At 70.4% G+C, this 26,332-nt stretch carries 24 protein-coding genes and 1 riboswitch; of the genes, 15 read left to right on the top strand and 9 right to left on the bottom strand.

Features of this window, described 5'->3' with window-relative positions; translation table 11 throughout:
* Positions 1–186: 186 nt before the first annotated feature.
* Entirely contained in the window at positions 187–1,011 is an 825-nt protein-coding gene (locus P3T37_RS12605) for an enhanced serine sensitivity protein SseB (protein ID WP_280723632.1), read from the bottom strand.
* Positions 1,012–1,182: 171 nt separating this feature from the next.
* A riboswitch (glycine riboswitch) is annotated at positions 1,183–1,284 on the top strand.
* A 195-nt stretch (positions 1,285–1,479) separates the two neighbouring features.
* On the opposite strand from P3T37_RS12605, the gene gcvT reads away from it, so the two are divergent.
* The 6 genes from gcvT to P3T37_RS12575 all read left to right on the top strand — a co-directional run bounded on the left by gcvT (position 1,480) and on the right by P3T37_RS12575 (position 6,769).
* Positions 1,480–2,601, top strand: coding sequence for a glycine cleavage system aminomethyltransferase GcvT (gene gcvT, locus P3T37_RS12600; RefSeq protein WP_280723631.1), 1,122 nt, complete (start codon positions 1,480–1,482; stop codon positions 2,599–2,601).
* A 76-nt stretch (positions 2,602–2,677) separates the two neighbouring features.
* Entirely contained in the window at positions 2,678–3,055 is a 378-nt protein-coding gene (gene gcvH / locus P3T37_RS12595; RefSeq protein WP_280723630.1) for a glycine cleavage system protein GcvH, read from the top strand.
* Between the two features lie 82 nt (positions 3,056–3,137).
* Positions 3,138–4,406, top strand: coding sequence for a serine hydroxymethyltransferase (gene glyA, locus P3T37_RS12590; RefSeq protein WP_280723629.1), 1,269 nt, complete (start codon positions 3,138–3,140; stop codon positions 4,404–4,406).
* Positions 4,407–4,571: 165 nt separating this feature from the next.
* Complete coding sequence (locus P3T37_RS12585; protein WP_280723675.1) at positions 4,572–5,939, top strand: L-serine ammonia-lyase; 1,368 nt, start codon at positions 4,572–4,574, stop codon at positions 5,937–5,939.
* Positions 5,940–6,039: 100 nt separating this feature from the next.
* On the top strand, positions 6,040–6,309 hold the full coding sequence (locus P3T37_RS12580) for a type II toxin-antitoxin system prevent-host-death family antitoxin (RefSeq protein ID WP_184935462.1): 270 nt from the start codon (positions 6,040–6,042) through the stop codon (positions 6,307–6,309).
* On the top strand, positions 6,299–6,769 hold the full coding sequence (locus P3T37_RS12575; protein ID WP_280723628.1) for a type II toxin-antitoxin system VapC family toxin: 471 nt from the start codon (positions 6,299–6,301) through the stop codon (positions 6,767–6,769). Before P3T37_RS12580 ends, P3T37_RS12575 begins: the two co-directional genes overlap by 11 nt.
* Here the strand turns inward: P3T37_RS12575 and P3T37_RS12570 are convergent.
* From P3T37_RS12570 to P3T37_RS12560, 3 genes are all read right to left on the bottom strand, one after another.
* A complete protein-coding gene (locus tag P3T37_RS12570; RefSeq protein ID WP_280723627.1) occupies positions 6,766–7,287 on the bottom strand; it encodes an ATP-binding protein in 522 nt (173 codons plus the stop codon). The two genes, P3T37_RS12575 and P3T37_RS12570, sit on opposite strands and share 4 nt — an antisense overlap.
* Positions 7,288–7,399: 112 nt before the next feature.
* The gene (locus P3T37_RS12565) at positions 7,400–8,629 is read right to left on the bottom strand and encodes an Ig-like domain-containing protein (RefSeq protein WP_280723626.1); all 1,230 of its coding nucleotides are present in this window, start codon (positions 8,627–8,629) and stop codon (positions 7,400–7,402) included.
* 137 nt (positions 8,630–8,766) lie between these two features.
* Positions 8,767–9,996: an Ig-like domain-containing protein gene (locus tag P3T37_RS12560; RefSeq protein ID WP_280723625.1), complete on the bottom strand. Its 1,230-nt coding sequence runs from the start codon at positions 9,994–9,996 to the stop codon at positions 8,767–8,769.
* A gap of 569 nt (positions 9,997–10,565) precedes the next feature.
* Here P3T37_RS12560 and glgX point away from each other — a divergent pair.
* From glgX to P3T37_RS12520, 8 genes are all read left to right on the top strand, one after another.
* The gene (gene glgX / locus P3T37_RS12555; protein ID WP_280723624.1) at positions 10,566–12,746 is read left to right on the top strand and encodes a glycogen debranching protein GlgX; all 2,181 of its coding nucleotides are present in this window, start codon (positions 10,566–10,568) and stop codon (positions 12,744–12,746) included.
* 91 nt (positions 12,747–12,837) lie between these two features.
* Positions 12,838–14,640 carry an ABC transporter ATP-binding protein gene (locus tag P3T37_RS12550; protein ID WP_280723623.1) on the top strand — a complete coding sequence of 601 codons (1,803 nt, stop codon included), beginning with the start codon at positions 12,838–12,840 and terminating at the stop codon, positions 14,638–14,640.
* The gene (locus P3T37_RS12545) at positions 14,637–16,451 is read left to right on the top strand and encodes an ABC transporter ATP-binding protein (protein ID WP_280723622.1); all 1,815 of its coding nucleotides are present in this window, start codon (positions 14,637–14,639) and stop codon (positions 16,449–16,451) included. Before P3T37_RS12550 ends, P3T37_RS12545 begins: the two co-directional genes overlap by 4 nt.
* Before the next feature lie 166 nt (positions 16,452–16,617).
* Positions 16,618–17,520, top strand: a complete 903-nt coding sequence (locus P3T37_RS12540; RefSeq protein WP_280723621.1) for a helix-turn-helix transcriptional regulator — start codon at positions 16,618–16,620, stop codon at positions 17,518–17,520.
* A gap of 3 nt (positions 17,521–17,523) precedes the next feature.
* Positions 17,524–17,724 (top strand): DUF397 domain-containing protein, encoded by a 201-nt coding sequence (locus P3T37_RS12535; RefSeq protein ID WP_280723620.1) that lies wholly within the window; start codon positions 17,524–17,526, stop codon positions 17,722–17,724.
* 250 nt (positions 17,725–17,974) lie between these two features.
* The gene (locus P3T37_RS12530; protein WP_280723619.1) at positions 17,975–18,328 is read left to right on the top strand and encodes a hypothetical protein; all 354 of its coding nucleotides are present in this window, start codon (positions 17,975–17,977) and stop codon (positions 18,326–18,328) included.
* Positions 18,325–18,528 carry a hypothetical protein gene (locus P3T37_RS12525; RefSeq protein WP_280723618.1) on the top strand — a complete coding sequence of 68 codons (204 nt, stop codon included), beginning with the start codon at positions 18,325–18,327 and terminating at the stop codon, positions 18,526–18,528. The genes P3T37_RS12530 and P3T37_RS12525 overlap by 4 nt, the downstream gene beginning before the upstream one ends.
* The gene (locus tag P3T37_RS12520) at positions 18,525–18,656 is read left to right on the top strand and encodes a hypothetical protein (RefSeq protein ID WP_280723617.1); all 132 of its coding nucleotides are present in this window, start codon (positions 18,525–18,527) and stop codon (positions 18,654–18,656) included. Before P3T37_RS12525 ends, P3T37_RS12520 begins: the two co-directional genes overlap by 4 nt.
* Before the next feature lie 71 nt (positions 18,657–18,727).
* Here the strand turns inward: P3T37_RS12520 and P3T37_RS12515 are convergent, their stop codons facing one another.
* Positions 18,728–19,282 (bottom strand): TetR/AcrR family transcriptional regulator, encoded by a 555-nt coding sequence (locus P3T37_RS12515; protein ID WP_280723616.1) that lies wholly within the window; start codon positions 19,280–19,282, stop codon positions 18,728–18,730.
* Between the two features lie 95 nt (positions 19,283–19,377).
* Here P3T37_RS12515 and P3T37_RS12510 point away from each other — a divergent pair, with 95 nt between their 5' ends.
* Positions 19,378–19,704 carry a hypothetical protein gene (locus P3T37_RS12510; protein ID WP_280723615.1) on the top strand — a complete coding sequence of 109 codons (327 nt, stop codon included), beginning with the start codon at positions 19,378–19,380 and terminating at the stop codon, positions 19,702–19,704.
* Positions 19,705–19,773: 69 nt separating this feature from the next.
* On the opposite strand, the gene P3T37_RS12505 is transcribed toward P3T37_RS12510, so the two are convergent.
* From P3T37_RS12505 to glgP, 4 genes are all read right to left on the bottom strand, one after another.
* Complete coding sequence (locus P3T37_RS12505) at positions 19,774–20,388, bottom strand: hypothetical protein (protein ID WP_280723614.1); 615 nt, start codon at positions 20,386–20,388, stop codon at positions 19,774–19,776.
* Positions 20,389–20,470: 82 nt separating this feature from the next.
* Positions 20,471–22,774 carry a DUF6571 family protein gene (locus P3T37_RS12500; RefSeq protein ID WP_280723613.1) on the bottom strand — a complete coding sequence of 768 codons (2,304 nt, stop codon included), beginning with the start codon at positions 22,772–22,774 and terminating at the stop codon, positions 20,471–20,473.
* 10 nt (positions 22,775–22,784) lie between these two features.
* Entirely contained in the window at positions 22,785–23,213 is a 429-nt protein-coding gene (locus P3T37_RS12495) for a type VII secretion target (protein WP_280723612.1), read from the bottom strand.
* 147 nt (positions 23,214–23,360) lie between these two features.
* Positions 23,361–26,003 (bottom strand): alpha-glucan family phosphorylase, encoded by a 2,643-nt coding sequence (gene glgP, locus P3T37_RS12490; RefSeq protein ID WP_280723611.1) that lies wholly within the window; start codon positions 26,001–26,003, stop codon positions 23,361–23,363.
* Positions 26,004–26,332: the final 329 nt, after the last annotated feature.

The raw sequence follows: 26,332 nt of genomic DNA, 5'->3' as shown, positions 1-26,332 counted from the left end.
CCGGATCCGCGCCGGGGCGCGGGCCCGGCGCCGGGCCCCACGCCCCCGGGGCACCGCCTGCGTTCACGTCGTGCCTCCGTCGTCGTCCCCGGTCACCGATTCACATCCGGCCAGGATGTCGGCAGCACCCTACGGGGCTTCTGCGACAACCGTCATTCCGACATCCCCCGGGCGCGGGTTTCCGTCTCAGTTCCGTGCGTAGAACGGCTGGACCCGGGCGAGCATCCAGTCCACCACCGGGTCGGCCGCCAGGTCCAGCAGCACGATGTGCACGCCCCAGGGAAGCGGCGCGACACCCAGCGCGCGACCGAGCGCGGCGTTGGCGTCGGCCGGTTCGGTCGGCTGCTGCGGATCCAGCTGGACGCCCACGAACAGCACCGGCGGCTCGCCCTCCACCGAGGCCAGCGCCCGCCGGGCGCTCAGCACCCCCGGCAGTGCGGCGAGTTCCGCGCAGACCGCGGTGAGGAAGGCCACCGGCTCCTCGTGCGGCTCCAGCAGCCGAAGCGCGACCCGGGCGCCCGTCCCGGGCGCGACCCCGTCCTGGCTCCCCTGCGCGCCCGTCCAGCGGTCCTGCTGCGGGCCGCGGCGCACCTCGCCGACGCCCTCGGCCGGCACCGGGATGCCGACCGGCGCCCCGGGGTTGACCGCGATGCCGATGCCCAGCGGCAGCCCGCGGGCGAACTCCCAGGCGGGCGCGACGGCGCAGGCCAGCCCGCCGCCGTGCTGGAGGAACTGCTCCTGGGAGGAGAAGACCGGTACGTACGGCGCGCCCGCCAGCTCGATGGTCGGCAGGTCCAGGGCCTGCCCGCGCGGGTCGCCGCCGGACGGCAGCGGGATCCAGACGTGGCTGCGGGCCAGCACCTCGACCACCCGCGGCGTCGCGCCGGGATCGCCGATCGCGGCGGTGAGCACGTGCTCCAGCTCGTTGGCCGGCCAGCCGCCGCCGTCCGGCGCCTGCCCGGGCTCAGCCCAGGACTGCGCCCCCGGCGCACCCTCTGTAGGGAATCCCATCGCTCTGCCCGCCCCGTGTCTCGCGCGCGGCTCACGGTCGATCGCGCGGGGCACAGCCTACCGAGGAACGCCCTCGGGGCCCCTCGTCAGCTGCCCCCTCTCCCGTCCGGCCGACAGGCATGCCATGATGAGCCCGTCCGCACCCCGGATATGAACTTCATACTGGCCGCTCGAACCCGCGCGGGAGAGCCCGGAATGCCGTCACGGCACGACCGGCGCCGAAGGAGCAAGTCCTCCCCGGAATCTCTCAGGCACCCCTACCGCGTGGGCGAGGCACATCTGGAAAGTGGACACGGCCGCGCCGTGCGCCCACCCACGGTGCAAGCCACGTCATCCTGGTCCCAGGACAGGTGTGTGGTGAAGCTCTCAGGTTTGACGACAGATGGGGAGAACGCGCCCCCGCATGTCCGCACACAGGTCCGTTACCCGTGTGTGCCGTCCCTGAGTGCCAAGCCCTAGGAGCTCCCGGTGTCCTCCCCTCGTCTGACCGCGCTCGACGCGCTGCACCGCGCCCTCGGCGCGACCATGACCGACTTCGCCGGCTGGGACATGCCGCTGCGCTACGGCAGCGAGCGCGAGGAGCACCTCGCCGTGCGCACCAAGGCCGGCCTCTTCGACCTCTCGCACATGGGCGAGATCACCGTCAGCGGCCCGCAGGCCGGCGAGATGCTGGACCACGCGCTGGTCGGCTTCGTCTCCGCGCTCGGCGTGCTGCGCGCCCGCTACACCATGATCTGCCGCGAGGACGGCGGCATCCTGGACGACCTGATCGTCTACCGGCTCGCCGAGTCCGAGTTCATGGTGGTCGCCAACGCCTCCAACGCCCAGCTGGTGCTGGACGAGCTGACCGCCCGCGCGGCCGGCTTCGACGCCGTGGTCCGCGACGACCGGGACGCCTACGCGCTGATCGCCGTCCAGGGCCCGGAGGCGAACGGCATCCTCGGCTCGCTCACCGACGCCGACCTGGCCGGCCTCAAGTACTACGCGATCCTGCCCGCCACGGTGGCCGGCAAGGACGTGCTGCTCGCCCGCACCGGCTACACCGGCGAGGACGGCTTCGAGATCTTCTCCGCCCCGGCCGTCGCCGAGCACCTGTGGCAGGCGCTGACCGAGGCCGGCACCGAGGCCGGCCTGGTCCCGTGCGGCCTCTCCTGCCGCGACACGCTGCGCCTGGAGGCCGGCATGCCGCTGTACGGCCACGAGCTGAACACCGACCTCACCCCGTTCGACGCGGGCCTGGGCCGGGTGGTGCGCTTCGACAAGACCACCAACGACGGCGACTTCGTCGGCCGCAAGGCGCTGGAGGCCGCAGCCGCCAACGCCGAGACCAACCCGCCGCGGGTGCTGGTCGGCCTGGTCTCCGAGGGCAAGCGCGTCCCGCGCGCCGAGTACGCGGTGGTCTCCGCCGACGGCACCCCGATCGGCCGGATCACCTCCGGCGCGCCCTCCCCGACGCTGGGCAAGCCGATCGCGATCGCGTACGTGGACGCCGCGCACGCCGCGCCCGGCACGGCCGTCGCGGTGGACGTCCGCGGCAAGCACGAGCCGGTCGAGGTCGTCGCGCTGCCGTTCTACAAGCGCGCCCGCTGAGCCTGCCCCTCCCCCGCGCGGTCCGCTCGGCGGACGGCTTCGCCCCACCCACTTCCCATCCTGGAGAATGAGCACCATGAGCAACCCGCAGCACCTGCAGTACAGCGAAGACCACGAGTGGCTGACGGCCCCCGAGGACGGCGTGTCCACCATCGGCATCACCGCCCACGCGGCGAACGCCCTCGGGGACATCGTCTACGTGCAGCTGCCCGAGGTCGGTGACACCGTGACCGCCGGTGAGACCTGCGGCGAGCTGGAGTCGACCAAGTCGGTCAGCGACCTGTTCTCCCCCGCCAGCGGCGAGGTCGTCGAGGTGAACTCGGACGTGGTCGACGACCCGGCCAAGGTCAACGCCGAGCCCTTCGACGGTGCCTGGCTCTTCAAGGTCAAGCTCTCCGAGGAGCCGGCCGGTCTGATGAGCGCGGACGAGTACACCAAGCTGACCAACGGCTGAGACTCCTGACGGGGCGGTCGCAGCGCGGCGGTCGCCCCCACCATCGGCCCCTTCAGGCACTCCCCCAAGGGAAGACCACACCATGACTGTTCTCAACCAGTCCCTCCACGCGCTCGACCCCGAGATCGCCGCCGCGGTCGACGCCGAGCTGCACCGCCAGCAGACCACCCTGGAAATGATCGCCTCCGAGAACTTCGCCCCGGTGGCGGTCATGGAGGCCCAGGGGTCGGTCCTGACCAACAAGTACGCCGAGGGCTACCCGGGCCGCCGCTACTACGGCGGCTGCGAGCACGTCGACGTGGTCGAGCAGATCGCCATCGACCGGATCAAGGAGCTGTTCGGCGCCGAGGCCGCCAACGTGCAGCCGCACTCCGGCGCGCAGGCCAACGCCGCCGCGATGTTCGCGCTGATCCAGCCGGGCGACACCATCCTGGGCCTGAACCTGGCCCACGGCGGTCACCTGACCCACGGCATGAAGATCAACTTCTCCGGCAAGCTCTACAACGTGGTGGCCTACCACGTCGACGAGGCGACCAACCTGGTCGACATGGAGGAGGTCGAGCGCCTCGCCAAGGAGCACCAGCCCAAGCTGATCATCGCCGGCTGGTCCGCCTACCCGCGCCAGCTGGACTTCGCCGCCTTCCGCCGGATCGCCGACGAGGTCGGTGCCTACCTGATGGTGGACATGGCCCACTTCGCCGGCCTGGTGGCCGCGGGCCTGCACCCCAACCCGGTGCCCTACGCGGACGTCGTCACCACCACCACCCACAAGACCCTGGGCGGTCCGCGCGGTGGCGTGATCCTCTCCAAGGCCTCGCTGGCCAAGAAGATCAACTCCGCGGTCTTCCCCGGCCAGCAGGGCGGCCCGCTGGAGCACGTGATCGCCGCCAAGGCCGTCTCGTTCAAGGTCGCGGCCTCGCCGGAGTTCAAGGAGCGCCAGGAGCGCACCCTGGAGGGCTCCAAGATCCTGGCCGCCCGCCTCCTGCAGGACGACGCCACCGCGGCCGGCATCTCGGTGCTCTCCGGCGGCACCGACGTGCACCTGGTCCTGGTCGACCTGCGCAACAGCCAGCTCGACGGCCAGCAGGCCGAGGACCGGCTGCACGAGGTCGGCATCACGGTCAACCGCAACGCCGTCCCGAACGACCCGCGGCCCCCGATGGTCACCTCCGGCCTGCGCATCGGCACCCCCGCGCTGGCCACCCGCGGCTTCCAGGCCGAGGACTTCCGCGAGGTCGCCGACGTCATCGCCGAGGCGCTGCTGCCCTCCTTCGACGAGGCCAAGTCCGCCACGCTGAAGGCCCGGGTCACCGCGCTCGCCGAGAAGTACCCGCTCTACCCGGAGCTGTAGCAGTCCGGTTCGGACGTGGTCGGCGTCACCCCCGCCGACCCGGCCCGATTCCACGGGGCACCGCGCACACTGGAACGTGAGCCGGTGCCCCGTCCCATGCACTTGCACGCCCTGCCCCCGACCTCCGGGCGGGAACTCCACGAGCCAGACAAGGACGTCACCCCCGTGGCCCTCAGCGTCTTCGACCTCTTCTCCATCGGCATCGGCCCCTCCAGCTCGCACACGGTCGGCCCGATGCGCGCGGCCCGGATGTTCGCCCGCCGGCTGCGGTCCGAGGAACTGCTGGACCGGGTGACCGCCGTCAAGGCCGAGCTGTTCGGCTCGCTCGGCGCCACCGGACACGGCCACGGCACGCCGAAGGCCGTCCTGCTGGGCCTGGAGGGCAACTCGCCGCGCACGGTCGACGTCGCCAAGGCGGACCTGGACGTCGAGCGGATCAAGGAGACCAAGCAGCTCAGCCTGCTCGGCACCCACCTGATCGCCTTCGACTTCGACACCCAGCTGGTGCTGCACCGCCGCCGCTCGCTGCCCTACCACGCCAACGGCATGACGCTGGTCGCGCACGACGCGGCCGGCGCGGTGGTGCTGGAGAAGACCTACTACTCGGTCGGCGGCGGCTTCGTGGTGGACGAGGACGCCATCGGCGCCGACCGCGTCGTCCCGGACGACACCGCGCTGCGCTACCCCTTCCGCACCGGCGAGGAGCTGCTGCGGCTCACCCGGGAGACCGGCCTGTCCATCTCCGGCCTGATGCTGGAGAACGAGAAGGCCTGGCGCACCGAGGCCGAGATCCACGCCGGCCTGCTGGAGATCTGGGGCGTGATGAAGGAGTGCGTCAGCGCCGGCATGTCACGCGAGGGCATCCTGCCGGGCGGCCTGAAGGTCCGCCGCCGCGCCGCCGCGGGCGCCCGCGCGATGCGCGCCGAGGGCATCGGCCCGGCCAACGCGATGGAGTGGGTCACCCTCTACGCGATGGCCGTCAACGAGGAGAACGCCTCCGGCCAGCGCGTCGTCACCGCCCCCACCAACGGCGCCGCCGGCATCATCCCCGCCGTGCTGCACTACTTCCAGAACTTCATCCCCGGCGCCGACGACGAGGGCATCGTCCGCTTCCTCCTCGCCGCCGGCGCCATCGGCATGCTCTTCAAGGAGAACGCCTCCATCTCCGGCGCCGAGGTCGGCTGCCAGGGCGAGGTCGGCTCGGCCTGCTCGATGGCCGCCGGCGGTCTCGCCGAGGTTCTCGGCGGCACCCCCGAGCAGGTCGAGAACGCCGCCGAGATCGGCATCGAGCACAACCTCGGGCTCACCTGCGACCCGGTCGGCGGCCTGGTCCAGATCCCCTGCATCGAGCGCAACGGCATGGCCTCCGTCAAGGCGATCACCGCGGCCCGGATGGCCCTGCGCGGCGACGGCCGCCACCACGTCTCGCTGGACAAGGCGATCAAGACGATGAAGGAGACCGGCGCCGACATGAAGGTCAAGTACAAGGAGACCTCCCGCGGCGGCCTGGCGGTCAACGTCATCGAGTGCTAGGCGGTCATCCCATCGGAGCCTCGCCGTACGTCACCTGCCGAGCCTTCCGCGGGAGTGCAACCCCGTAGCACCACGTAGCACACCTCGCTAGGCTGGTGGCATGACAGCGCAACCGGAGATCACCCAGCGGGACCTGCGCAGCAGGTCGAGAGAGATCATGGATGCCGTCGAGGCCGGCCAGTCGTTCACCGTCACCCGTGACGGCCACCGCATCGGCGAGTTGATCCCACTTAAGCGCCGCAGGCGCTTCGTTCCTCGGGCGGAGTTCGCCGCGATGTCACGCAGCGCACCCGGCATCTCCCTGGATGCCTTCCGGGCGGATCAGGACGCCACGGCGGCACAGGAGACGGACGATCCCTATGCCCGTTGAACATGACCGAGGTCTGCTCGACACCAACATCATGATCCTGCGTCGCTGGGTGGACCCGGCCGAGCTCCCGATCGAGATGGCCATCAGCGCGATCACCCTGGCTGAGCTGTCCGCCGGACCGCACGAGGTCCGGCGGAACGAGGAGCAGGCCGACTACGACGAATACGCGGAGCGAGCCCGCCGACTCGACGTCCTCCAACGTGCCGAGAACGAGTTCGACCCCATCCCCTTCGATACGGAGGCCGCACGCATCTACGGCCGGATCTGCGCCGCCGTGATCGGCGCGGGGCGGAAACCGCGAAGGCGCGTGGCCGACCTGATGATCGCCGCCATCGCCGTCGCCGAGGACCTTCCTCTGTTCACCACCAACCCCGACGACTTCAAGGGTTTGGAGACACTCCTGACCGTCGTGCCGGTCACCCGCCCCGCCCTTCCGCACGATCGCCAGCCGGGCACCTAGGCTCTTTCGCGGACCTTGAGTTCGAACCAGACGCCCTTGCCGCGCGGCAGGAGGTCGGCGCCCCAGCGGTCGGCGAGGGTGTCCACGATGAGGAGGCCGTTGCCGCAGTCGGCGCCGGGTTCGGCGACGATGCGGCAGGGCAGGGCGCGGGAGGAGTCGCGGACCTCGACGCGCAGCCAGCCGGGGCGGCGCAGCAGGCGCAGGCCGATGGTGCGGCCGCCGGTGTGCCGGACGGCGTTGGCGACCAGCTCGCCGGTGAGTAACTCGCCGACCTCCAGGAGCGGGTGGAGTCCCCAGGACTGCAGGACGGAGAGCACCAGCCGGCGCGCCACCGGCGCCGAGGAGCGGCGGGACGGAAGCCTCACCTCCTCCTCGGACGCCGGGTCGCTGAGCCGGGGCAGCACCACCCGTTCCAGCTCCCGCGAGGAGAGTCGTTCCAGGGCCCTCAGTGCCGGCTGTCCGCCGCCCGCGAGGGCGTCGACAACCGGACCGGGCCCGAGATGTGATGACTGATCCACTTCGCCCCATCCCGCCATGCGCCCATCATTGCGGCTTGCAAGCGGGCGCGTACGGACAATGACGAAACGATCACTATTCAATTGGCATATGACCCGAGCAATGGGCGTCGCTCTACCAGGTGGCCCAGGACATGTTCCAGCCGCTCAGGCCGTTGTCGGGGACAACTGCGGCGCCCTTGGAGTTGACGACCTTCACGACATCTCCCACCAGCGAGGCGTCATAGAACTTCCCCGCGGAGGAGTTGGAGCTGCCGTCGCCCGCGGTGTCCTCCAGGCCGACGCAGCCGTGGCTGACGTTCGCGGAGCCGAAGGTGCCGTGCGAGGACCAGTTGTTGCCGTGCACGTAGGTGCCCGAGTCGGTGAGCCGCATCGAGTGCGGCGCCTGGATGTCGTACTCGCCCGGCTTGAGGCCAGGGACCGAGGCGGAGGTCATCCGGGCGGTGCCCTCCTTGGCCTCGATCACCATCGTGCCGTTGTAGGTCGGGTGCTGGGCGGATCCGGCGCTGATCTCGATGGTCTGGGCCGGCTGGCCGTCGCGCTGGACGGTCATCTCGTGGGCGGCGTCGTCCACTGTGCTGATCTGCGAGCGGCCGATGGTGAAGGACTCGTCGCGGTCCGAGTTGCCGTAGACACCGGGTGAGGTCTCGACGCTCTTCAGCCGGAAGTGCAGGGCGACCTTGGTGCCGGGCTTCCAGAACTCCTGCGGGCGCAGGTCCAGGCGCTGGTTGCCGAACCAGTGGCCCTTGACCTCGGTGCCGCCCGCGTCGACGGTGATCGCCTTCTCCACCGCGTCCTGGTTCTTCACCGGCTGACCGAAGTTGATCGAGATGATCATCCCGACGCCGTAGGTGGCGCCGGTGGTGATGTTGTCCTGGCTGCGGGAGGTCCTGGCGGGGGTCAGCGTGCTGAACGTGCTGTTGGAGGTGGCCACCACGCCCTTGGCGTCGGCCGCCTGGGCGCTGACCTTGTACTGCGAGGAGACCGCGAGGCCGGCGGCCGGGAGCCAGCTGAGGCCGTCCGCGGCGAGGGTTCCGGCGACCGCGTTGCCGTCCTTGTCCGTCACCGCGACCTGGGTGAGCTTGCCGCTGGACACCGAGACCTTCAGAGCGCCGGTCGGGGCGACGTCCTGCGCGCCGTCCTTGGGCTCGATGTCGACCACGGCCGCCGAGGTCTTCGGTGCGGCCGAGGAGGCCGGCGCGGCGGACGGGGTGCCCGCGCCACCCCCTGCGGCCGGCTTTCCGTCAGCGGAGGCGGAGGTCCCGCCGCCGTTACCTCCGCACGCCGTGGCCAGCAGCAGCGTGCCGCCCACTGCCAGTGCCGCTCCCACGCGTATCGAGCGCATTCTCATCTGCCCCTGCCCCTGTCCCGTCCGTGCCTGCTCGTTCCCACTGCGCTGCACTGTGCCGGAACGACAAATCGGTCCGACCCGAAAACGCATTGGGCCGAACCGATTGTCACACTTTTAACGTCACAGAATGGCTACCAGTTGTTCCAGTTGATGTTCCAACCGCTCAGACCGTTGCCCGGGTCGACCTGCGTGCCGACCGAGTTCTTGACGATCACCACGTCGCCGACGATCGAGTCCGCGTACATCTTGCCCGCGACCGAGTCGGGGCTGCCGCCCTCGACGTCCTGCAGGCCGACGCAGCCGTGGCTGACGTTCTCGTGCCCGAAGGCGCCGCCCGCCCAGTAGTTGCCGTGCACGTACGTGCCGGTGTCGGTCAGCCGCATCGAGTCCGGCACCTTCTCGTCGTACGGCGTACCTCCGAGGTTCGGAACGGAGGCCGACTTCATCTCGACCGTCCCCTCCTTGCGCTCGATCACCATGGTGCCGTTGTAGGTCGCCCAGTTCGCCGGGCTGGAGGCGCCCGAGGTGATCGGGATGACCCGGTTGGCCCGGCCGTCGGTGACCACCGTCATCTGGTGGGTGGCCGCGTCAACCGTGCTGACCTGCGAGCGGCCGATGGTGAAGGACTCGTCGCGGTCGGAGGCCGCACCGCCGTAGACGCCGGGCGAGATCTCGACGCTCTTCAGCCGCAGGTGCACCTTGACGGTGGTGCCCGGCTTCCAGTACGCCTGCGGGCGCAGCTCGAACCAGTTGTCCTCGTTGAACCAGTGGCCCTTGACCACCGAGCCGTCGGAGGCCTCGACGGTGACCGCCTTCTCCACCGCCGCCTTGTTCTTGACCATCTGGCCGAACTGGATCTGGATGATCATGCCGACGCCGTAGGTGGCACCGGTGGTGATGTTGTCCTGGCTGCCCGCGGTCTTCTTCGGGGTCAGCGTGGTGAAGGTGCTGTTGGTGGTCGACGCCACGCCGTTGGCGTCGGTCGCCTGCGCGGCCACCTTGTAGGTCGAGCTCACCGACAGGCCTGCGGCCGGCGTCCAGCTCGACCCGTCGGGCGCGAGCGTGCCGGCCACCGCGCTGCCGTCCGGGGCCGTCACGGCCACCTGGGTCAGCTTGCCGCTGGCCACCGACACCTTCAGCGCGCCGCTCGGCGCGACACCGGTGCTGCCGTCCTTGGGCTCGATGTCGACCACCGCCGCCGAGGTCTTGGCCTGCGACGAGGACGCCACCGTCCCGGGCTGACCGGACGCGCCGCCGCCCCCGCTCCCGCCCGCGCCGGTGGTGCCCCCGGTGCCGCCACTGCTGCACGCGGTCGCCAGCAGGAGACCGCCGACCGCCATAACCACCCGTATCGACTTCATGAGTCGCCTCCGCCTTCTCGTACCCAGCTCATAAACGCGTTGTGACGGCTGATTGGTTGCACCTTGAACGAAGGCCCCCTGCCGCCCAAGGGACCGAGCCACCGCGTCGCCGCGGAGCTACCAGGCGCTCCAGCTCGTCATCCAGCCGCTCGCGCTCGCGTGGCGTACGGCACCTCGGGTCTCGCCCCGATGCGTCTCGCGGCGTCGGCCGCCTCCACCGACTTCACTCGGCTGCTCCCCTCCCGTTGCCCACGCTGCTTACACGCGTGGTCGTCCGGCTCGGTTGCAGCGGCCGGACAGCTCTCCGCGGGCACCTCGGGGGCCCGCGCGAGCGTCAGGATAACGGGGCCGAATGAGTGAATCCTCGGCGGGAGGGGAGTGCCGGTTCAGTGAAGGGTTCAGTGCGGGGTTCCGTGCAGGGTCCGGTGCGGGTTTCGGTGACGGCTCAACGAAGGCGAGGGCGCATCGGATTCCGACTGGGACACGAGGGAACGATTTCACCCAGCGGACACCAGCACGTCGCGACTGCCGAGCCGGGCAGCGCGCAGAAGCCATCGGAGGATGCGCCCATGACGGCAGGGCAGGAACTGAGGATCGGCCCGGGTCACTCCCCGGCGCCCGCCGGCGCCGCCGCCCACCTGCCCCCCGAAGCCCCCTGGCCGGGCAGCTGGCAACCGCTCGGCGCCCGCTACCGACACGACCCCTCGGGCACCGACGGCACCAACTTCGCGCTCTGGGCCGGCGGCGCCGAGGCGGTCGAGCTCTGTCTCTTCGACGAGGACGGCCGCGAGACCAGACACCCGCTCACCGAGCAGACCTTCCAGACCTGGCACGGCTACCTGCCCGGCGTCCGCCCCGGCCAGCGCTACGGCTACCGGGTGCACGGCCGCTGGGACCCGTGGACCGGCGCCCGCTGGAACCCGGCCAAGCTGCTGCTCGACCCGTACGCCCGCGCGGTGGACGGCGTGTTCACCGGGCACGACGCCTGCGGCGGCTCGGTGCGCGACTGGCCCGAGCCGGAGGTCGCCGACACCGTCCGGGACAACCGCGACTCCGCGCCGTACGTCGCCAAGAGCGTGGTGGTGCACGACGACGACGACTGGTCCGACGACCGGCGCCCGAAGACCCCGTGGGCCGAGACCGTCATCTACGAGCTGCACGTGCGGGGTTTCACCATGCGCCACCCCGGCATCCCGCCCGCGCTGCGCGGCACGTACGCGGGCCTGGCCCACCCGGCCGCCGTCGAGTACCTGCGCGGGCTCGGCGTCACCGCCGTCGAGCTGCTGCCGGTCCACCAGTTCGCCCACGAGGACCACCTCAGCCGCAACGGTCTGACCAACTACTGGGGCTACAACTCGATCGGCTACTTCGCCCCGCACGGCGGCTACTCCTCCTCCGGCACCCGCGGCCAGCAGGTCGGCGAGTTCAAGCGGATGGTCCGCGCGCTGCACCGGGCCGGCATCGAGGTGATCCTCGACGTGGTCTACAACCACACCGCCGAGGGCAACGAGAACGGCCCCAGCCTCTCGCTGCGCGGCATCGACAACGCCGGCTACTACCGGCTGGGCCGCGGCAACCGCGGCTACTCCGACTTCACCGGCTGCGGCAACACCCTGGACACCCGGCAGCCGCAGGTGGTCCGGCTGATCACCGACTCACTGCGCTACTGGGTCACCGAGATGGGCGTGGACGGCTTCCGCTTCGACCTGGCCGCGGCGCTGGCCCGCGGCAGCGACGGCGTCGAGATGAACCACCCGTTCCTGTCCGCGGTCTCCCAGGACCCGCTGCTCAGCCGGGTGAAGCTGATCGCCGAGCCCTGGGACGTCGGGTACGGCGGCTACCAGGTCGGCGGTTTCCCGCCGCTCTGGGCCGAGTGGAACGACAAGTTCCGCGACACCGTCCGCGACTTCTGGCGCGGCGCCAGGCCCGACGTGCGCGAGCTCGGCTACCGGCTCTCCGGATCGTCCGACCTCTACCAGCAGGCCGGCCGCCGCCCCTACGCCTCGGTCAACTTCGTCACCGCGCACGACGGTTTCACACTGCGCGACCTGGTCTCGTACAACGAGAAGCACAACGACGCCAACGGCGAGGACGGCCGGGACGGCACCGGCGACAACCGGTCCTGGAACTGCGGCGCCGAGGGCGAGAGCACCGACCCCGCCGTGCTGGAGCTGCGGCACCGTCAGCTGCGCAACCTGATGGCGACCCTGCTGCTGGCCTCCGGCGTCCCGATGATCACCGCCGGCGACGAGTTCGGCCGGACCCAGGGCGGCAACAACAACGCCTACTGCCAGGACAACGAGACCAGTTGGGTGGACTGGTCGCTGCTGGAGCAGCCCGACTGGCGCGAGCTGCGGGAGCTGACCGCCCGGCTGATCCGGCTGCGCCGCGAGCACCCCGTACTGCGCCAGCGCGCGTTCTTCTCCGGACGCGCCGCGGTGCCCGGCGGGCGGCGCGACCTGACCTGGTTCACGCCGCAGGGCGCGGAGATGACCGAGCGCGACTGGTTCACGCCGACCGCGGTGCTCGGCATGCTGCTGGCCGGCAGCGCGATGTCGGAGCGCGACCAGCACGGCTGCCCGCTGCGCGACGACAGCTTCCTGCTACTGCTCAACGCCTCGGCCGGCGCAGTCGAGTTCGTGCTGCCGCAGGGCGGCCCGTACGAGACCCTGCTGGACACCGCGGGCCAGGAAACCGGTGCGCTGGCGGCCCGTTCGCTGAGACTGCTGCGGATGTCCGGGGGCGAGTGACGGGCGGGAGTGGCCGGTTCTGTGCGTCCGGGGCGTCCAGGGGCCAAAAACCTGGTGAGAAATGTCGGTGCCCCGGCCTACCCTCACGGCGATGGACGAGAACCAGAACCCCCGCTCGCCCGCGCCCGCCGTCGCACCCACAAGGTCCACGGTCCGGTCGCTGCTCAGGCTCCGGACGTACGCGCGCCCGATCCGCTGGTACCTGACGGGCTCGGTCGCCAGCGCGATGGTGGCCTCCTCCACCGTGCTGGTGGTCCCGCTGGTGCTGGGGCGGATCGTGGACGGGCCGATCGCCCACCACGACCTCGGCGCGCTGTGGCCGCTGGTCGCGCTGCTGCTGGTGCTCGGCCTGGCCGAGGCCGGCCTCTTCGGGCTGCGCCGGGTCCTGGTCGCCCGTCCGCTCTCCCGGGTCGAGGCCACCATGCGCGGCGACCTGTACGGCAAGCTGCAGCGGCTGCCGGTCTCCTTCCACGACCGCTGGCCGTCCGGGCAGCTGCTCTCCCGGGCCACCTCGGACATGTACACCCTGCGGCTCTTCCTGGCCTTCCCGCTGGTCTTCCTGGTCGTCAACTCGCTGATGTTCCTGGCCGGTACGGCGCTGATGTTCGCGCTGGACTGGCGGCTGGGGCTGATCGCGATGGGACCGGCCGTGCCGCTGATCGTGCTGTGCCACTACTTCGAGTCGCGCTACTCCTCGGCCGCCCGCACCGCGCAGGACCAGAACGGCGACCTGGCCACCGTCCTCGAGGAGTCGGTGCTCGGCATCCGGATCCTCAAGTCCTTCGGCCGCCAGCGCACCATGGCGCAGCGCTTCGGCGCGCAGGCCGAGCGGCTGCGCGGCACCGAGCTGCACAAGGCCCGGATGCTCGCCAACCTCTGGGCGGTGATCGTCGGCCTGCCCGAGGTGGCGCTCGGCTGCTCGCTGGCGGTCGGCGCCGTCCTGGTCGCCCACGACGAGATGACCGCGGGAACGCTCGTCGCCTTCCTCTCCACCGCGCTGGCGCTGCGCTGGCCGGTCGAGTCGATGGGCTGGCTGCTCGCGTACAGCAACGAGGCCGGCACCGCGGCCGACCGCTTCTTCGAGGTGATGGACACCCCCGAGGAGGAGGACGGCCACGGCACGGCCGCCGAGCCGAACGGCGACGGCATCCGCTTCACCGGCGTGCGGTTCCGCTACCCCGACGCCCCGGCCGACAGCCCCGACCTGCTTCAGGGCATCGACCTGCACATCCGGCGCGGCGAGACGATGGCCCTGGTCGGCGCGACCGGCAGCGGCAAGACCACGCTGACCGCGCTGATCCCCCGGCTCTACGACGCGACCGAGGGCACCATCACGGTGGACGGCCGGGACATCCGCACGCTCTCCCGCGCCCGGCTGCGCGAGGTGGTCGCGGTGGCCTTCGAGGAGCCCACGCTGTTCTCGGCCACGGTCCGCGAGAACGTCCTGATGGGCGCGCCCGACGCCCCGCAGGCCGCGCTGGACCGGGCGCTGAGCACCGCGCAGGCCGGCTTCGTCCAGCAGCTGCCGCACGGCGTGGACACCGAGGTCGGCGAGCAGGGCCTGAGCCTGTCCGGCGGCCAGCGCCAGCGCCTGGCGCTGGCCCGGGCGGTCGTCGGCGACCCGGAGTTCCTGGTGCTGGACGACCCGCTCTCCGCGCTGGACGTGCACACCGAGGCGCTGGTCGAGCAGGCGCTGCGCGAGGTGCTGGGCACCACCACCGCCCTGGTGGTGGCGCACCGGCCGAGCACCGTCATGCTCGCCGACCGGGTGGCCGTACTGGACGAGGGCCGGATCCTGGCCGTCGGCACCCACCACGATCTGCTGGAATCCTGCCCCGCCTACCGGGAGCTGATGTCGGGTCACAGTGCCCTGGAAGAGAGCGTGGCCCGATGACCACCGCCACCGCCGTACTGGAGGAGCCGACCACGGCCGACGGCGAGGACATCCCCGTCCCACCCGGCGCCGCCCGCGTGCTGCTGCGCTCGCTGCTCGGGCCGCACCGGCGCCGGGTGATCGTCGCGATGCTGATGATCCTGGTCCAGCAGGCCGCGCTGCAGTCCGGCCCGCTGCTGGTCGCCGTCGCCATCGACCGGGGCATCCCCGCGCTGCGCCACCACGACAGCGGCCCGCTGATCGCCGTCACCGCCGGATACCTCGGCTGCGCGGCGCTCAGCACGCTGCTGCAACGCTCGTTCATCCGGGTCACCGGCCTGCTCAACCAGGACATCCTGCTGGAGCTGCGCACCCGGATCTTCCGGCACGCCCAGCTGCTCGGCCTGGACTTCCACGAGCGCTACACCTCGGGCCGGATCATCTCGCGGGCGACCAGCGACGTGGACGCGCTGCGCGAGCTGCTCAACGAGGGTCTTCAGGAGCTGCTCTCGGTCGTCCTGTCGGTCTTCTACATCGCCGTCATCCTGCTGGTGATGGACTGGCGGCTGGGCCTGATCTCGCTCGCCTCCTTCTTGCCGATGTACCTGCTGGTTCGGATGTTCCGCCGCCGCAGCGGCCGGGTCTACCGGCGCGGGCGCACGGCGGTCGCCTCGGTGATCGTCCGCTTCACCGAGACGATGAACGGCATCCGCCCGGTGCAGGCCTTCCGCCGCGAGGCCGCCAACACCGCCGCCTTCGACGAGGTCAACCGGCAGTACGCGGTCTCCAACGCGGACGGCCTGCTGGAGATGGCCCGCTATGTCGCGTTCTCCCGGGCCGCCGCCAACGTGTGGATCACGGGCGTGGTGCTGGTCGGCGCCTACCTGGTGACCGACGGCAGCCTCGAACTGGGCATCCTCACCGGCTTCGTGCTCTACCTGCGCCGGCTGTACGACCCGATCGACCAGCTGGCGATGTTCCTCAACAGCTACCAGTCCGCGCACGCCGCCCTGGAGAAGATCGCCGGCCTGCTCGCCCACCAGCCCTCGATCGCCGAACCCACCACCCCGGTCGCGCTGCCGGCCGCCACCGGCAAGGGGCGCGAGGTGGTCTTCGACGACGTCCGCTTCGCCTACCGGACGGGAAAGGAGGTGCTGCCGCCCTTCGACCTGGTGCTCGCCTCCGGACGGACCACCGCCGTGGTCGGCGCCACCGGCGCCGGCAAGTCCACTCTGGCCAAGCTGCTCGCCCGGTTCTACGACCCGACGTCCGGCCGGATCACCCTGGACGGCGTGGACCTGCGCGACCTGACCGGCGCGGAACTGCGGCGCGGCGTGGTGATGGTCACCCAGGAGTCGTTCCTCTTCTCCGGCACGGTGGCCGAGAACATCGCCATCGGCCGCCCCGGCGCCTCCCGCGCCGAGGTGGAGGAGGCCGCCCGCGCGATCGGCGCCTACGAGTTCATCGCCGCCCTACCGGACGGCTTCGACACCGACGTCCGCAAGCGCGGCGGCCGCATCTCGGCCGGCCAGCGCCAACTCGTCGCCTTCGCCCGCGCGTTGCTGGCCGACCCCGCCGTCCTGATCCTGGACGAGGCGACCTCCTCCCTGGACATCCCCGGCGAACAGGCCGTCCAGCGCGCCATGCAGACCGTCCTCTCCGGCCGCACCGCCGTCATCATCGCCCACCGCCTCTCCACCGTGGAGATCGCCGACCGCGTCCTGGTCATGGAGTCCGGCCGCATCGTGGAGGACGGCACCCCCGCCGACCTCATCACCGGCACGGGCCGCTTCGCCACCCTCCACACCGCCTGGCGCGAGAGCCTGGTGTAACCCAGCAGGGACAACTGCCGGAGCCGCCGACCTAACTGGTCGGCGGCTCCGTTTCATTCGTGCAACCCGCTCGCGGCAAGCGGCTAAGTTGAACCTTTCGAGCGAGTGGCGCCGACGCGCTCCACCGCGCAAGACTTCCCCTGCCCTCGAAAGGAAGGACCCAGCCTTGGCACTGCGAGCCCACATCAGCGAGCGTCAGCGGCGATTCGGCATCGAGCTCCGCCGACTTCGCCTCGCCGCCGGCCTGGCAGTGCAGGATGCGGCGGCACACATCAACATGCGCGGCCCACAGCTCAACCACATCGAGGCCGCCCGGACGGGATTGGACGAGATCAGGCTTCGCGCCCTGGCAGCGGCTTACGGCTGCACAGATGAAACCCATCTCGACCTGCTTGTGGCGATGGGTGCGAGCGATGGAAAAGGCTGGTGGAGCGCCTACAAGCGCAAGGTTCCAGACTTTGCACTCGACCTGGCAGAGCTGGAGGGAGGCGGACTCTCTCAATATCTCAGCTACCAAACATTTTTCATGCCGGGACTTCTTCAGACCGAAGAGTACATTCGGCGCCTCTTCGAGAATGGCGAGACCTCCCTCCCTTCTGAGCAGATCGAGAACTCCGTCAGGTTCCGACTGGATCGGCAGGCCATCCTCACCGATTCGAATCAGACCAAGTTCTCTTTCGTGATCCATGAGGCCGCGCTGCTGATGTCATTTGCCGGGCCGGGAGCAATGCATCGCCAACTCGCACACCTTCTCCACTTGTGGGAACTGCCGAACATTGAGATTCAGATCTACCCGTTCAGCGTCCAAGCCACACCGCCATACAGCGGTCCGTTCATGATGACTGATCCAGGGTCGCGAGAGCTTTCAACCGTAGTGATCGACCACCCCGGTGCATCTGAATTCACAGACTCGCCAGAGGTTCTGGAGAAATACCGGAGCAGGTTTGCCGATCTCAGTCGGCTGGCACTCCAATCCGGCAGCGCACAGATCTCCACGCAACCCAACTCGACACGGGATTCGTGGGCAGTAGTTCAGCACGTCAAGCACAGCCTTGAAATGGGAAGGTAAGGAATGCCGATTCAGCGATGGCAGAAGTCGTCGACCAGCACCCAGGACGGCGGAGACTCCGTTGAGGTTACGGTGAACAGTGCCGGAATGATCGAGATCCGGGAGTCCGACGAGCCGGACTCGATCATCGTCACCTCTCCCAAGAAATTCGCCCTGTGGATCGAAGGCGTCAAGCGCGGGGAATTCGACCACTTCGGCATCTGACGCAGCCTGCGGCCCCTCCCGTCGCCCGGCGGGGCCGCCCGCGTCAGCAGACCCCTACATTCGTGCACCCTTCACTCTTGCCACCTCACGCTGCGTAGGGCTACCGTAACAGCATGCGCAGCGGCCGAGCCGGCCGACGCGAAGGGCGTGCTCTGCCATGCCCGCACCCGCGTCAACGACTCCCGCCGCAGCCCGCAAGGACCCACCGCCACCCCCGTGCGATGGGCAGCGAACGCACGGAGTGCAGACCATGACGGACAATCAGGTCATCGCAGAAGCCCCCCACCACCACCCCCCTCAGCCGACCTCCGACCGCACCTTCCCCGAGTGCCAGTGCCCGGCCGACTGCGGCGGCAGACCCGAAGCCCTACTTCGCCTGGCAGCGGCCTACTCGCAGGTCAGCGAGATGGGCATCAAGCCGCCCGCCACGCCCTACACCCCCACCCGGCGCGGCGAGTTGGTCCACGACACCCTCAACCACCGAACCGGCACCTTCATGGGTCGCATCGGCACCCTCATCTACCTCCGCCCGCCGGGCGGCGGCTTCGAGTGGGAGGTCGACCAGCGCTGGCTGGCCCAGCCGCCCGCCCCGGACGCGTCATGACCAGCATCCGCCGCCAAGCCGCCGCCTCCCTCGCAGAGTTGACGGAAGCCTTCACTCATGCGGACCTCGACGCCACCGACCTCGGCGCCGGCTGGCACCTGACCGAGACCGGAACCCTCCTCATCCAGCTCCGCCCCCTCCACCCCGCCGAGATCACCCAACTCGCGAACGCCCTACGGTCATCGGCCGACCGCCAGTGAACCCCGACCCCGCCAACCAACCCCCACCCACACCCCCCGAACCACCCACCCGCGCCCTGGCCTACGCGGTCTCCGCCACCGGCGTGTTGACCGTGACGGCCATCCTGCTCGCCCTCAGCCGCCGGTAGCCGCAAGGGGAAGTCGGCCACGCCGACTTCCCCCACAGCATCATTTCTGGGTTCGGGCCTGCCTATGTCGGTCACAGACTGTCGTCGTGGTGCGGTGACGCGGGGCTGGTGTCGGCTGGCCATACGGCGCACAGCACGCGGTTCGGCCAGTCGTCGGGGATGCCGTCGATGGTGACGTAGCGGCCGTAGAAGGAGCCGATGAGCATGCTGGTGAGCGCGTCGAGGTCGGCGGAGTACGGGAGGTCGCCGGCCGCCAGTGCTTGCCGGAGCAACTCCCGTCGCGGTTCGACGATGCGGGTCTTGAAGAGGTGAAGCAGTTCCGGGTGGCGCTCTTCCTCGGCCAGCAACGATCCGAGGATGGCCAGCGCGGGGATGGCCCGCAGGTTGCTGTGGAAGTTCTCCAGGATCGCCAGCGCGTGGGCACGGGGGGTCGGGGCGCCGGAGGGCGGTTCCTCGACCCGTAGCGAGCCGATCACTGCGGCGACCAGCTCCGCCTTGTTCCGGTACCGGCGTCGGAGGCTGGGCGTGGTGGTGCCTGCGGCGGTCGCCACGGATTCCATCGACATACGGGCGTAGCCGAACTCGCCGAGCTGGTGGGCAGCGGCCGACAGGATCGCTCGGTCCACGGCCGGGTTCCTCGGCCGTCCGACCCTTGCCTGCGGATTGCTCATTACATTACGATAGACCATCGGAACGTAATTCATCCAGGGGGAGGATCGCCATGACAGAGTCGTTGCCCGCGACCGCAGTTGTCCGCGTCTCGCGCGGCACCTTCGACCCGAGCCGGTTCGACGAGGTCGACGCCATGAACACGAGGACCTCGGAGTACCTGATCCCGGCCATCAAGCGGCTACCGGGGCTCATCCACTACTACGCGGGCGTCTCGCCGGAGGGCTCGGCCGTGAACATCAGCGTCTGGGAGTCCGACGAGCACGCGGCGCAGATGGGTCAGCTGAAGGAGATGGTCGTCGACGCACGCGGGGAGTCGGAGGCAGCCGGCGTGACGTTCGCCCCGATCGTCAACTACCCCGTCAACTGGACCATCTGAGGCCACCTGGCGCGAAAGCCAGGTGGTAGCCGGCAGGGGAAGTCGGCCACGCCGACTTCCCCGTCAGCGTTACGCGGTCGGAACGGTCGGCGGTGCGTCCGCGAACCGCACGGCGTTGGAACAGGGCAGCCGATGCGCCACCGCCTTGGCCATCTTCCACGCGATGTCGACGCGAGCCTGCCGGACCTGGGCCGCCGACGACGCTGAGAGTCCAAGTGTCCCGGAGACCAGTACTCGGACAAAGGGATTGGCTGTCTCCTTCGTGGCGATGGCCGCCTGGTAGTCACAGCGAAGGTAGGCGTCAACGGCAGACCCGCTGGGGGTGATCCATCCGTCGGCATCGGCACCGAAACTCACCGCCTTGGCGGTTCCGTCACCGAACGGCGCCAAGTACGCCTGCCCTGCGTCGGTCTCCGCCGAGTCCACTTGGACGTCGACGATGTCGTAGCCAGGCGCCCGACCGACCTCATAGAGCCTGCAATCGCCCATGAACGCCGCATACGCGACCGGCCCGTCGATCTCACCGTCCTGCGCGACACCGACCTTGCCGCTGGATCCTGCAAGCGCCTTGTAGTCGGCGGTCGAGAGTGAGCCCCAGCAAGCGCTGTCCGGCAGATCCACCGACTGCCACGGCTTCCACCAAACCCCGGTGACCACACCACCGGCGGCCAGCACAGCAACCACGAGTCCGATCACAGACCGCCGTTGCCACCATGGGCGTGGCTTCTCCGCAGTCCCGGCGGAAACGCTGGCTTCCGACATCCCGTCACCCCTTGCTTCCGGCGCCAGGGCCACCGAGTCCGGTCCCAGTACCGCCGTTGACACCGTTGTTGAACATCAGGAGGCCGTGGTCGAAGCCCGCTGTGGACCTGGACGACGCCGAGGCCGCCAGGTCGCTCACATCCGTCGGGCTCAGAGTCGTTCCTGCGGAAGCGAATACCGAATCGGAAGCGGAGCCTCCCGAGCCGGCCTTCAGCAGGTCCTGGAGAGACTCGTCCTGGGCCGACCCCCCGTGATCCGACTTGAAGCGGTCCGCGTAGCTCTGGATCGAGCCGTCGATCTGACCGCTGACGTAGCTTCCGCCTGGCACCTTGCCGAGTTCATTGCCACCCGTCAGATCCCAGACCTTGGTCCCCCAGGCGGCCTTCTGATCGATCTTTGCGTTGTAGGCGGCGTCCTTGACCTGCTGGTTTTGGAAGACCTCGTTCGCCCGTGCACCGCTCATGATGCCCTCGACCGTCCCGCCCGGCTGTGCGGCATTGCCGACCGCCGCCGTCAGGTCGTGATGGTTCGCGCTGTGCAGCATGACGTCCTGGACCTGGGCCCGGGTGTACGCCTCCTGGGCCTGGACGATGCTGCCGTAGGCGTCCGGGTCGCGGCCCAGGGTGGCCAGCAGCTTGACGGTGTCGCCGTTCTCCAGGTTGGCCGGGGCGCCGAAGCTGGGCATCGGGGCCACTCCTCCCACCACGGCCGTCTGAACGTCTCCGATGTAGGCCGCCGTCATGTTCCCCAGGCTGCCGTTCAGGTTCGTGAACAGCGCGCCGGGCCCGCTCAGCATCTTCGGACCGTCTCCGTGCCCGAACTTGCTCACCACGTCACTCATCACCGAACTCATCGCCGCGGTGTGCGGCGGCAGTGCGGCGTTCGTCGCGTCGTACGGGATGCCGACGGTGGCCGCCTCCAGGGCGTGGCCAAGCGCCGTCGTCTCGCCGGGGAATGGCAGGCCGGTGCTCGGGTGCTGGTTGATGCTGGAGTCCCGATCCATCAGCACAGACGCCGAGCCGCTGTCCAGGTTTCCCGGGCCGTTGTTGGTCAGGACGTCGAGGTACTTGATCGGCGGGTCCGCCGGCCCCTGCGCAGTCCCGTCGGGGGCGTAGTGCGTAGCCGGGTCGTGGAAGAAGTGCGTTGCGGCGTCGGGGCTGTGGCCCAGGGCGTCCAGGACGCCGCTCATCGGGTTGAAGCCGGTGCCGTCCTGGCCCAGGAACTGGATGTCCTGGAAGGGGTAAGCGTGGTGGACGACCACCGAGTCCCACATGGTCGGGTTGGCCATGCTGAGTTGGGTGATGTGCTCGGCGACCGGGTCGAGGAAGTGCGGGTCGTAGTTCCCGGTGCGCAGAAGGTTGGAGAGGATCTGGTAGCCGTACGGCTGGCCCTCCGCCGGCTGCCCCGGGTACATCGACAGGTGGCTCGCGCCGGCCTTGCGCAGGGCGGCTTCCCAGGCGTCGGTAACGTGCGGCTGGTTCTGGGTGTTGGTGGCGTTCGCCAGGGCGAGGCCGAGGTTGGCCTCCAGGTCCTTGACCGAGGCCGAACGGGCGGCGCTGCCCGCGTAGTCGGCGCTCTGGGCCATTGCCGCGTAGTTGCTGAGGAAGGTGCTCGGGTCCTGCGAACCGTAGAAGGCGGTGGTGAACCGGGGATCACCCGCGTGATCCTTCAACAGCTGGTCGAGTTGCGCGACTTGGGCATCCGTGGCCTTACTGCCCAGGCTCAGCAGGTCGGTGGCCTGCTTCGCCTCCTCCTCGGGTATGCCGCCCAGCGGTGTGCTGTTGAAGGCGCTGGTGCCGCTGCCGGTGTCGGCCGCGAGGGCAGCCGCCGCGGCGGCGTCGGCCTCGGTGGCCGTCGCGAGCACGGCGGTGATCCGCTGCGCGATCGCCTGCGCCTTGTCCTGGTAGGTACTGGCGTAGTCCGGATCGTGCTTGTCCGCCTGGGCCACTGCCGGCGGCCAGTGGACGGCGCCAGCCGCGTCCACGGTCAGGCTCTGCTTGCCGGCGTCGTCCAGGACAGCCTGCAACGCCTGCTGGGCGGCGGCGAATTGGGTGTGCGCGTCGCGCAGGGCGCGGGCCAGCGCACTGGCCTCGTCGAAACCCAGGTCAAGTTGGGTCCGGGTGCGGGTGAGCACACCAGCGGCGGCATCCGAGGCCGGGCCGGTCCAGCCGGAGCCCTGTAGCGGCGTGATCACGTCGGTGGCCAGCGCGGACGACAGGTCCCACTTCTGCACCAGCTGCTCGAAGTCGGTGGCCACCGCCCCCAGGCTGCTGAGGTCGACGCTGCGGAGTTGATCGAAAGTCACCATGGCCGACTCCTCACTCCCCCGCGAAGCGACGCTGGTTGCGCTGCTCGCCGTTGGTGTAGTTGGTGGCGTTCCCCTGCAGGTTCTGGCCTATCTGGCCGACGGCGCCGGCGAGGTTCTGGACCTGCTGCGACCACACGCTCCACGCGGTGTTCAGTGCGGCGCTGGTGTCCCAACCGGTCAGTGCGGTGACCGCCGCCGTGGCGTTCAGCTCGGGCTGATCGCACTCGGTGCGCACCCTGCCCTGGAGGTCGAGCGCCTTCTGACTCGCCTGCACCAGCACCGCGGGCTGCACCGACAGGACGCCGCCGGACGCCGCGAAGGCGATCGGCGCGGGGTCCGAGGCGAGGTCGGGGAACTGCGTCCTCGCCTGCGCGGTGAGATTTCCGGAGCCGTCGAAGAGCCACGGGTTCATCCTGCGTTCGAAGTCCAGGTCAGTCATCGAGCCCCCCACGAGCCATTGATCCTGATGATTGGCGGATTATAACTACCCAGGGTGAACAACTGTCCACCGAGAATCATCAGCCCCAGGCAGCGCTCTGCCCGGGAAGTCGGCCGAACCGACTTCCCGGGCAGCAGGGTGACAGCCTCAGCGCAGTAGGCCCGCGTCCATTCCGGGGGTCTCCTGGGGGAGGGCGACCAGGCCGAGTTCGGCTGCCGAGGCCAGCAGGGGGTGGGTCGGCAGGATGCGGACGGTGTAGCCGAACGGGCCGGTGCGGCTCAGTTCCAGGGTGCCCTCGTAGCGCTGGCGGCCGTCCAGGTCCGGTCCGCCGACCGGCTTGAGGGTCTGCACCTCGGCCGCGCCGATCCGGTCGGTCTCGTCCACCGCGCCGGAGACCACCTGGACGTCCACGTCCACCGCCTCCAGGGTGCCCAGGGCCACCTGGACCCGCAGCGCCAGCGCGCTGCCGAGTTCCTGGGTCTCGGCGGGGCAGGCCGCGTCAACGTGCTCGACCCGGACGGCCGGCCAGGCCTCGCGGACCTTGGCCTTCCAACGGGCCAGCACCTGCGCGCCGTCGTCGGCCAGTTCGCGCTGGGCGAGCGCCGCCGGGGCGTAGAGCTTCTGCACGTACTCGCGCACCATCCGGCCCGCCAGCACCTTGGGGCCGAGGGTGACCAGGGTGTGCCGGACCATCGAGATCCAGCCGTGCGGCAGGTCGTCCGGGCCGCGGTCGTAGTAGCGGGCCGCCACCTGGTGCTCGATCAGGTCGTAGAGCGCGGCGGCCTCGACGTCGTCCCGGTGGTCCTCGTCGAAGCCCGCGCCGTCCGCGGTGGGGATCGCCCAGCCGTTGCGGCCGTCGTACCACTCGTCCCACCAGCCGTCCAGCACCGAGAGGTTGAGGCAGCCGTTGAGCGCGGCCTTCATCCCGGAGGTGCCGCACGCCTCCAGCGGGCGCAGCGGGTTGTTGAGCCAGACGTCGCAGCCGGGGTAGAGGTGCTTGGCCATCGCCATGTCGTAGTCCGGCAGGAAGACGATCCGGTGGCGCACCGCCGGGTCGTCCGCGAAGGCCACCAGCTGCTGGATCAGCCGCTTGCCGCCGTCGTCCGCCGGGTGGGCCTTGCCGGCCACCACGATCTGCACCGGCCGGGTCGGGTGCAGCAGCAGCGAGCGCAGCCGGTCCTGGTCGCGCAGCATCAGGGTGAGCCGCTTGTAGGAGGGCACCCGGCGGGCGAAGCCGATGGTCAGCACGTCGGGGTCGAGCACCGACTCGGTCCAGCCGAGTTCGGCGTCGCCGGCGCCGCGCTGGCGCCAGGAGGCGCGGACCCGGCGGCGGGCCTCGTCGACCAGCTGGGCGCGCAGCGCCCGCCGGACCTCCCAGATCTCGGCGTCGCCGATTGTCTCGACACCGGTCCAGCGCTGGTCGGTGCCGGTGATCATGGCGTTGTCGGCCCGCTCGGCGCCGACCTGGGCGGCGGCGAGCCGGACCACGGCCGGGTCGATCCAGGTCGGGGCGTGCACGCCGTTGGTGATCGAGGTGATCGGCACCTCGGCGGCGTCGAAGCCCGGCCACAGCGCGCTGAACATGGAACGGCTGACCTCGCCGTGCAGCGTGCTCACGCCGTTGGCGCGCTGGGCGAGCCGCAGGCCCATCGCGGCCATGTTGAAGAGCTTGGGGTCGCCGCCCGGCCAGGTCTCCACGCCCAGCGCGAGCACCTGGTCGACCGGGACGCCGGGCAGCGCCGCGTCGCCGGTGAAGTGCCGGGACACCAGCTCGCGGTCGAAGCGGTCGATGCCGGCGGGGACGGGGGTGTGGGTGGTGAAGAGGGTGCCCGCCCGGACGGCCTCCAGCGCGGCGGCGAAGTCCGGGGTGTCGGAACCGGGAGCGACCAGCTCGCGGATCCGCTCGATGCCGAGGAACCCGGCGTGGCCCTCGTTGCTGTGGAACACCTCGGGGGCCGGGTGGCCGGTGAGCCGGCAGAACGTGCGCACCGCGCGCACCCCGCCGATGCCCAGCAGCATCTCCTGCAGCAGCCGGTGCTCGCTGCCGCCGCCGTAGAGGCGGTCGGTGACGTCGCGTTCGGCGGCGGCGTTGGCCTCGACGTCGGAGTCGAGCAGCAGCAGCGGGACCCGCCCGACCTGGGCCTTCCAGATCTGGGCGGCCAGCGTGCGGCCTGCGGGCAGCGCGAGGTCGACCCGGCACGGCGTGCCGTCCGGCTCGCGCAGCAGGCTGACGGCGAGTTCGTCGGGGTCGAGCAGCGGGTAGCGCTCCTGCTGCCAGCCGTCCCGGTTGAGCGACTGGCGGAAGTAGCCGTGCCGGTAGAAGAGCCCGACGCCGATGATCGGGACGCCGAGGTCGCTGGCGGCCTTCAGGTGGTCGCCGGCCAGGATGCCCAGGCCGCCGGAGTACTGCGGCAGGGCCGCGGTGATGCCGTACTCGGGCGAGAAGTAGGCGATGGCGCTCGGCAGCGGGCCGACTCCCTCGCCCAGGGGCTGCGCGCTCTGGTACCAGCGCGGGGCGCTCAGGTAGTCGTGCAGGTCGTCGGCGAGGTCGCCGAGCCTGCGCAGGAACCGCCGGTCGGCGGCGAGCGCCGCGAGGCGGGCCGCCGGGACTTCGCCCAGCAACCGGACCGGGTCCTCGCCGACGGCCTCCCACACACCGGGATCGACCGAGCGGAACAGCTCCCGGGTCTCGGGGTGCCAGGACCAGCGCAGGTTGAGCGCGAGCTCGTGCAGCGGTTGGAGTTGTTCGGGCAGGACGGTGCGGACGGTGAATCTGCGGATGGCCTTCACGGCCCGAAGCGTAGACCGCCCCACAGCGATGATGGGGCGTCAACTCTCGTATCTGAGCGCCATTCGGGCGATGGGAAAGATCGCAACCGGCGCATGTGGATGCACGGGGGGCGCATAAGGCGCGCGCACTCCCGCCCGCGCACCACCGGCGCGCGCCACCCCCGTGCTTTCACGGCCGATGATGGCCTGTCTGCTCCCCCGCTCCTCCCGGAACTGAGCCCCGACCGAGTGGTAAGAGCTACGAACAGTGCGAGGATGTGCACAGGCCGCTGTCGAAGCGGGTGCGGCATGGGTGGCGAAACTCGTGCGGCGCGGCCGGTGCTCTGTGC

It is taken from the genome of Kitasatospora sp. MAA4 (assembly GCF_029893355.1).
Taxonomy (GTDB): Bacteria; Actinomycetota; Actinomycetes; order Streptomycetales; family Streptomycetaceae; genus Kitasatospora.
This window is presented reverse-complemented; position numbering and strand designations above follow the sequence as displayed.

Coding starts and splice junctions, on each gene's coding strand:
- P3T37_RS12605 (WP_280723632.1), bottom strand. CDS start 1,011: ATGGGATTCCCTACAGAGGGTGCGCCGGGGGCGCAGTCCTGGGCTGAG.
- gcvH (WP_280723630.1), top strand. CDS start 2,678: ATGAGCAACCCGCAGCACCTGCAGTACAGCGAAGACCACGAGTGGCTG.
- glyA (WP_280723629.1), top strand. CDS start 3,138: ATGACTGTTCTCAACCAGTCCCTCCACGCGCTCGACCCCGAGATCGCC.
- P3T37_RS12580 (WP_184935462.1), top strand. CDS start 6,040: ATGACAGCGCAACCGGAGATCACCCAGCGGGACCTGCGCAGCAGGTCG.
- P3T37_RS12575 (WP_280723628.1), top strand. CDS start 6,299: ATGCCCGTTGAACATGACCGAGGTCTGCTCGACACCAACATCATGATC.
- P3T37_RS12565 (WP_280723626.1), bottom strand. CDS start 8,629: ATGCGCTCGATACGCGTGGGAGCGGCACTGGCAGTGGGCGGCACGCTG.
- P3T37_RS12560 (WP_280723625.1), bottom strand. CDS start 9,996: ATGAAGTCGATACGGGTGGTTATGGCGGTCGGCGGTCTCCTGCTGGCG.
- glgX (WP_280723624.1), top strand. CDS start 10,566: ATGACGGCAGGGCAGGAACTGAGGATCGGCCCGGGTCACTCCCCGGCG.
- P3T37_RS12550 (WP_280723623.1), top strand. CDS start 12,838: ATGGACGAGAACCAGAACCCCCGCTCGCCCGCGCCCGCCGTCGCACCC.
- P3T37_RS12545 (WP_280723622.1), top strand. CDS start 14,637: ATGACCACCGCCACCGCCGTACTGGAGGAGCCGACCACGGCCGACGGC.
- P3T37_RS12535 (WP_280723620.1), top strand. CDS start 17,524: ATGCCGATTCAGCGATGGCAGAAGTCGTCGACCAGCACCCAGGACGGC.
- P3T37_RS12530 (WP_280723619.1), top strand. CDS start 17,975: ATGACGGACAATCAGGTCATCGCAGAAGCCCCCCACCACCACCCCCCT.
- P3T37_RS12525 (WP_280723618.1), top strand. CDS start 18,325: ATGACCAGCATCCGCCGCCAAGCCGCCGCCTCCCTCGCAGAGTTGACG.
- P3T37_RS12510 (WP_280723615.1), top strand. CDS start 19,378: ATGACAGAGTCGTTGCCCGCGACCGCAGTTGTCCGCGTCTCGCGCGGC.
- P3T37_RS12500 (WP_280723613.1), bottom strand. CDS start 22,774: ATGGTGACTTTCGATCAACTCCGCAGCGTCGACCTCAGCAGCCTGGGG.
- P3T37_RS12495 (WP_280723612.1), bottom strand. CDS start 23,213: ATGACTGACCTGGACTTCGAACGCAGGATGAACCCGTGGCTCTTCGAC.